The following is a 6,877-nucleotide window of genomic DNA, read 5'->3' as shown; positions in this document are numbered from 1 at the left end:
ATTTTAATGTAGTATGCGGACAAAATTCAAAAAATAAAATCTTAGCATACAAATAATACAAAAAACTGTATTTTAGTAGAAATATATAAAATTGCAGTAGGTTATTAGACAGACTGTCGTTACCCAACATTATGAAAAAAACATTGCTAATATTATTTTTACTGTTTCAATTGAGCATTTATGCACAAGACAATTCGAAATGGAATATAGGAATTGAATATTCATTGGATAAATTATCTATTGACAACGGTCAGTATAACGACTTTCTTGTTACAGAAGGAAACATAAATGGATATGGAATTGAATTTGATAAAAATAATTATTCTCTCGGCCTAATTACACAATTCTTCTTCAATGAAAAAATAAGCGTTTCATCTGGTTTTTTATATTCTAATAAAGATTTTACAGGAACTTATAGTTGTGGAACTTGTGATTATATAGGAACTTTTCCAGGATATTCACCTGAAACTATAAAACAAAGATTTATAGTAATTCCTGCGTCAATCGACTATAGTTTTCAAATAGGAAATTTAAATCCAATTTTAAAAGCTGGATTTAAAAATAACATTGAAATTAATAATAATTTAAAAGAACAAAGTAAAGGTTATTTTTTAGAGGCTTTTATGGGATTTTTAATGAATTACGGCATTTCAAACACTTGGAATATTGGAGTTGGATATAACTATCAAACTGCATTATCTGACTTATATAAAACGGACGAATATAAATTAAGAACAAATAGTTTTTATTTACAAATTAACTACCGAATAAAATAACGTTGGGTAACACCGTGTAAAAATAATTGCTTGGTTCTCGCCTACTTGGAAAATCCTGCGGATTTTCCACAGGCTCGGTCAATTTTTATTAATTTAGGTGTTTAACCCACGCAACTATTCTTACACCAAACGTTATGTGTAATTTAAATAATTCTAAATAAAAATGTTTATTGAAAATTTCGACTTTTTATCTAAAGATGAAGTACTATCTCTTATCGAAGAAAAGGGTGTCGTAAGAATCTCTATAGACGAAAAACCCAAGAACACTGAAAACTTCAAGCATCTGGCTGTAGTTCTAAAAGAAAAAAAAGATGTTCAACTTGTCATTTATGGAAGAGATGAAAACTGGGTTAAACTCGAATATTTTAAGGATTTAGTAGATATTGAGCATATTGAATTTCATTTAATTACTTCTCCTCGACTTGATAATATTGATGGTATTTCCAACTTTAAATCTCTAAGGACAATTGAATTTCATTACATCTATAAGAGAAGCATTGATTTGACTGAATTACTTCAATGCAATCAATTAAAAAATATTGTATTTGAAGAGAAATTAACTAAAAAACAACATCTAACTCTAGAGAAAATGGAAAACCTAGAGTATGCGAAACTGAAAGGACTAGATGCAAGTTTGTTTTCAAATCCTTTTATAAATATTACAGAACTGGTACTATATAGTGTTCAAAATATGGAAACCTTTGAGGTTATATTCCCCAATATAAAAAGGATAACTATTTACGATTCAAATAAAGTAAAAAGTATTGATTTTTTAATCAAGCTTAAAAAGCTAGAATTCCTTAATATAATAGGTATGAATAGTGTTGTTCAAATACCAGATTTAAGTAATTTAGAGAAGTTGGATTCCTTATCTTACATGAATATGAAAAGAGTTGAAAATAAGATTTTATACAATGAAAGTCGAACAAAGATAAGAATAGCTAAAGTAGCCAATAACTCTACCCTCAACTATCATGCGTAAAATCTACACATAACAAAACCTAAACCACATTAAAACGATGGTTTAGCTAACCGTTGTAGGCAATATGTCAACAAATTAAACATTTTAACTAAATTTAAACAACGGAAAATGAAAAAACAAAACCACAAATCAACCAAATTAAGGACATTATTATTCCTGGTGCTCTTAACTTTTATTGGATGCGAACAGGAAACCGAATTAAACGAACAATCTCTGGAAACAAATGTTCAACAGAAAACCTCTATTGAAAAATTGACCCTCGGCAAACTTTCCAGTAACATAAACTTCAACAATGCCATAAAAAACTTCGGACTTAAAAATATACTGGAAAACGACAACAGTACTATTTTTAAAAAATCATCAAATGAAATATCGGTCGATACAGAAAGCATAATAGAAATAAAAAAGAAAAACTATACTTCCTATACCTTTAGGGTAACCGATAAAAATAGCGACAAGAATACTTTTAAAAACCTTGTTATTGAACAGCGGAATGATACTTTACAGGGTTTTCTTATCAAATATAAATATTCACAACATTATCTGGAACAACTTGAAAAAGGCATTAAAATTCCATTTGAAGGAACGATGCAAAGAACTCCTTTTTTCGAAAACATTGAAGCACTTTTCAACACCGTAAACCAATCAAAATCCTCTAATACGACGTTTACCAAATCTAGTAGTTATATTTGTGCAACATCAACTTTGGTTGGTGAAAAAAGATGTGGATCTAGTTCAAAACACAGAGTTGGGGAATATTGTAAACTTACTGGCTCTAACAGAGCTTATTATTATACCTACACAGTAACGAATTGTTGGTACGAAAACAATTCAGGGCTAGGTGGTGAGGAAGAAGTAATTGACCATATAGCCGTTGATGATATTCCTGGAGGTGGAGGCACTACAACAGCTCCCAATACTCCACCCTGCGATAATTGCGACGGCAACTATCTAGCAAAGGAAATATCGACAAGATTAGGGCTGTTTGCTGAAGAGGAGCAATGGCTTGAAAATCTTGGGGAAGATTCGTTTGTCGAAGACCTTTATTTGTTTCTCGATGGTGACAACTCGCTTGAAGCTACGCTTTTTGGGAAAGAAGCGGTTGATGTTAAAAGAGAGGGAGAAGAAGTAAATTTTGAAGAATTTAGTACCACTAAATTCATAAACAATTTAAAAAATCCCATTACAGATAAAAGTATAGAATTGTACCTCCTAGCTAAATATAAAAATAGTGGCGTTCTTAACTTATCAATATATAGTATAGCCCAAAATGAAATAGAGGTTGGTGATTATTTTTTAAAACCACATTATGGTATTGGAGATAAATTAGTTTTTTATTCAGCTTATAGAAATACTCAAAGAGGAATAGAATATATTATAAAAGCAGACGATTTAGCATCTTTCCAAGATAAAATATCTATCTATACAGCGGCAGCTAACCTTTTCTACTTAAACGGCACACCTTCAAATGGACAAATTGCTATGGCAGCTGGAGATTATTTAACTGGACTTAAGGATATGTGGGCAGATGCACTAACGGACCCTAATTATTATGTTTATCTTGCTCATATTTTTGTAGGTACCGCCACTAATTTAAATGCGGTTAACTCAACATCAACAACATTTAATGGAAAAATTAAATTTAAGAGCGTAACGGATTCAGGAGCTACTTACCCAAATATTGAAATTACAAATAGAACTTATTCTCAATATAAAAGTTTGATAAATCAAAAATACGGTCTGAATTGGAATACTATATCTAATACTGCAAACGGACCGATACAAATTATTGAAATAGGGAGTACAAAATATGTTGCAAGACCATTAGCCAGTAATCAAAATTATAATCTTACTATTGAATATTGGAGAAACGGAGTAAAGATAGGAGTTTTTAGATTTAATAATTAAAAGAATATGTTTGAGAAAATTGAAAATATTAAAAATTACGATAAAATTTTATCTATTGCAATAAATAATGATTATTGTGAACATATTGAAGATATTATTGCTTTATTAGAAAAGTATGATAAAAAAAGAGAAAGACAATCCGTTGAGCTTAAAATGTGTGTCTTTACTGTTATTAGAGATGTTTTAAAAGACCCAAAAATTAAACCTTGGTATGAATGTTCTTTTGTAGAAGAGATTAAAATTAATCCTCCAAAAAATGAAAAAGGTATTTTTGATTATCTAAATAAATACTGGTATAAATTTGATGAAATTGGTAGAGCATACCTTTTATTCTTTAAAAGAATGGATTAAATAACTTAGACTTATTAAAAACAGTGTAACATCAAAAAAATAATGCGTTTGTTCGCTTCTTCTTATTTTTAAGTAAGCCTATCGGTATGCTAAAAATTAAGATTGTATAATTAATGGAAAATAAAACAGACAAAAATATTGATAAAATATTAAATGTATTATTCAATAACAAACGAACTTATGGTTCACTAGGTATTGAACATTTAGGCGATTTAGTTTATTTTTTAGAAAAATTTGACAAAAAAAGGGACTTGGATGATGATGAATTGCGAAAAACATTATTATTACTTTCAAGAAAAATTGTAGAAAGTGAAATAGCTAAAATAAGTTTTATTTTGGCATACAACTATATTTTTCCTCCTCCATCTAACCCATTAGATTTTGATGAAATAGAAATATACATAAACAAAAATTGGGACAAAATGGACAAAGTTGATAGATATTATTTGATTGCCTTTGAGTTATAAAACTTTTTTTGTGTGTGTGTTTTAGAAAAGATACTGCCTACAACATTGTATAAAAAAAATAGGGCGGGATAGTACATAACCAATGACTTGGGCGTATTTGCGTGGTCGCCATATTTTTATATATGTATTTTTGACAACAGAAAAGTTAAAAATATGGCTTCCGTGCTATGCGGAAAGTTCGGTGCTTACCGACTGCCCTACTTTTCTTATACCAACCGTTGTGGCTCATATTCACTCACTATTCGTTTAAAATTACAACTTGTTAAATAACAAAAAATGAATTATTAATCTTAAATTTAACATTATGAAAATGAAAAAAATAACTAATTCTTTAAAGTTTGGAGCTCTTATCTTTGGAATTTCTTTATTGCTATGGAATTGTCAAAAAGAAGAACTAATTGAGCAACCTAATTTATCCAATGACATTTCTATTGAAAGTGTTAAAAAAATATTTAACACTAAATTTAAAAATGAAAACTTCTCTTTCTTAAAAAAAGAACCTATTTGGGCAAACGCTCAAAGTTTTGTCAACAATAGCAAACATTATATTGAAATTCCTTTCAAAAAAATAACAGATTACAACCTTGATAAAAGCTCTACATTATCTGTTGATAGGCTTTTAGCATTTATAGATAGTAATGGTAAGTTAAATTTAAAAGTAGTACACTATTTTGCAACTAACAACAAAAAATACCCTTTTGATTTTTATAATACTTCTTACTTCAATTTAAAAAAGTTTAATGGCTTAGTCTCTATCTATGACTTAGAAAATAATGCAGAAAAGACAAGCAAAGTTATACAAGGAAAAACAAGCAAACAACAGTTTAATGTTAAAGAAATTGATGGTGCAAATAAAAAGTTAGCTCAAAAATCCAGCAATTGTGTTACATATTATGAGCAAGTTGTATATTTAGTTACTTGAAAATTTGAATATACGGATGGAACTTCTGAAATCATTGACCAATATTATATTACTAGAGAAAAAGAATATACCTCTTGTGACACTACTGGAAACCAAGAAACAATTGACTTTATTGCTCCAGGTGAAGGTGGTGGAGGTAGTATTATTGAAGAAGAAAAAATTTTAAAAATTGATGCTAGTGAACTTAAAGGAAAATCGAAATGCGTGTATAAAAAATTAGTTGAAAATAGTAATATTAACAAGATACTAGAAAATTTTCAAGACGGAAATAAACCATCTCAATTCAATCTAAAATTCGTTATGTCAACTTCTTTAGGGAATCTAACAAATGCAACAACAATAAAATCAGGTAACACTTTTATAATTAAGATTAACCAAAATAGAGCAGAAAATAAAAATACAGTCTTAACGATTGCTAGAACAATAATACATGAAGGTATTCATGCGAGATTAAGAGAATTTGCTGTAAGAGAAGGCAGTAATGAAACAAGTTTTCCTGGCGTTTATGATTATTTTAGAAGGTTCAAGAAAAATTGGGACCATCAACAAATGGCAGAACATTATAGAAGTACAATCGCTGAAGGATTAAAAGAGTATGATAATGGGCAACATTCTGATTCTTTTTATAATGCTTTAGCTTGGGAAGGCTTATCAGAAATAAAGGATTTAAATGGTAATCATGACAGAATATATACTGAAGCTTGGAAAAAACTTTCTGCTACGGAAAAACAAGAAGTTTTAGATATTATTATAGAGGAAAAACAAAATGGAAATAAAATTTGTCAATAATGAGGACTCTTACAATAACAATAATATACTTAATAAGTCTTAATGTCTTTTCACAAAAAATAAAGACTCAATATTTCTTTATTAATGAAAAAGATTCTTTAATACAAAAACAAGAATCTACAAAAGAAAACAAATTTCAGGGATATAAAATTATTAATGAAGATAGAATTATAAAAGAGTACATTAGGTCCTCGAAAATTGATGCAGATGACATTGAAATTGATGTATTTGACTCACTTTCGTTTACATATAATGAAAAGAATGATATAATTGTAACTCATTCCTTTATTAAAAATCTTAACATTATTAGGACTAGGAAAGAATTCTTTAAAAGAAATGTTGATTTTGATGAAACCAAAAATAGGTTTATTTTCATTATACCAATAAAATGTAATAAATATATACTTAGAAAAGTTAGACCTTTAATATCAGAATAAATACGAAAGCACAACAATGGCTATAAGTAATTGCTTGTTCTCGCCTACTTCTAAAAATCCTTTCGGATTTTCAGCTTGGTGTTTACTTGCAAAGTTAAGTACTAAACCACGCAACTACTCATAGCCGAACCGTTAGGAGTTATTAATACGGATGTTCGTAAAATCCAATGATTATGGAGAGAAATAAGAAGTAAAATAACCGAGACATTGTATTAGATAAAGGGTATTACTTTCACTCTAATCGA

8 protein-coding genes are annotated in these 6,877 nt (G+C 28.8%); all 8 read left to right on the top strand.

Features of this window, described 5'->3' with window-relative positions:
• Positions 1-131: 131 nt before the first annotated feature.
• The 8 genes from EGM88_RS15645 (at position 132) to EGM88_RS15610 (ending at position 6,632) form a co-directional block, all read left to right on the top strand.
• Positions 132-776, top strand: coding sequence for an outer membrane beta-barrel protein (locus EGM88_RS15645; RefSeq protein ID WP_123899349.1), 645 nt, complete (start codon positions 132-134; stop codon positions 774-776).
• 163 nt (positions 777-939) lie between these two features.
• Entirely contained in the window at positions 940-1,758 is an 819-nt protein-coding gene (locus EGM88_RS15640; protein ID WP_123899348.1) for a hypothetical protein, read from the top strand.
• Between the two features lie 159 nt (positions 1,759-1,917).
• Complete coding sequence (locus EGM88_RS15635) at positions 1,918-3,666, top strand: hypothetical protein (RefSeq protein WP_123899347.1); 1,749 nt, start codon at positions 1,918-1,920, stop codon at positions 3,664-3,666.
• A gap of 6 nt (positions 3,667-3,672) precedes the next feature.
• Positions 3,673-4,017, top strand: coding sequence for a hypothetical protein (locus tag EGM88_RS15630; RefSeq protein WP_123899346.1), 345 nt, complete (start codon positions 3,673-3,675; stop codon positions 4,015-4,017).
• Between the two features lie 113 nt (positions 4,018-4,130).
• A complete protein-coding gene (locus EGM88_RS15625; RefSeq protein WP_123899345.1) occupies positions 4,131-4,484 on the top strand; it encodes a hypothetical protein in 354 nt (117 codons plus the stop codon).
• A 310-nt stretch (positions 4,485-4,794) separates the two neighbouring features.
• Positions 4,795-5,406 (top strand): hypothetical protein, encoded by a 612-nt coding sequence (locus EGM88_RS15620; RefSeq protein ID WP_123899344.1) that lies wholly within the window; start codon positions 4,795-4,797, stop codon positions 5,404-5,406.
• Between the two features lie 204 nt (positions 5,407-5,610).
• Entirely contained in the window at positions 5,611-6,195 is a 585-nt protein-coding gene (locus EGM88_RS15615; RefSeq protein ID WP_123899343.1) for a hypothetical protein, read from the top strand.
• Positions 6,195-6,632 (top strand): hypothetical protein, encoded by a 438-nt coding sequence (locus EGM88_RS15610; RefSeq protein WP_123899342.1) that lies wholly within the window; start codon positions 6,195-6,197, stop codon positions 6,630-6,632. Before EGM88_RS15615 ends, EGM88_RS15610 begins: the two co-directional genes overlap by 1 nt.
• Positions 6,633-6,877 lie beyond the last annotated feature (245 nt).

The sequence above is a fragment of the Aureibaculum marinum genome, from assembly GCF_003813905.1.
Classification (GTDB): Bacteria; Bacteroidota; Bacteroidia; order Flavobacteriales; family Flavobacteriaceae; genus Aureibaculum; species Aureibaculum marinum.
The sequence above is the reverse complement of the archived record's forward strand: the minus strand, read 5'-3'. Positions and strand labels throughout refer to the sequence as shown.

Coding starts and splice junctions, on each gene's coding strand:
- EGM88_RS15645 (WP_123899349.1), top strand. CDS start 132: ATGAAAAAAACATTGCTAATATTATTTTTACTGTTTCAATTGAGCATT.
- EGM88_RS15640 (WP_123899348.1), top strand. CDS start 940: ATGTTTATTGAAAATTTCGACTTTTTATCTAAAGATGAAGTACTATCT.
- EGM88_RS15630 (WP_123899346.1), top strand. CDS start 3,673: ATGTTTGAGAAAATTGAAAATATTAAAAATTACGATAAAATTTTATCT.
- EGM88_RS15625 (WP_123899345.1), top strand. CDS start 4,131: ATGGAAAATAAAACAGACAAAAATATTGATAAAATATTAAATGTATTA.
- EGM88_RS15620 (WP_123899344.1), top strand. CDS start 4,795: ATGAAAAAAATAACTAATTCTTTAAAGTTTGGAGCTCTTATCTTTGGA.
- EGM88_RS15610 (WP_123899342.1), top strand. CDS start 6,195: ATGAGGACTCTTACAATAACAATAATATACTTAATAAGTCTTAATGTC.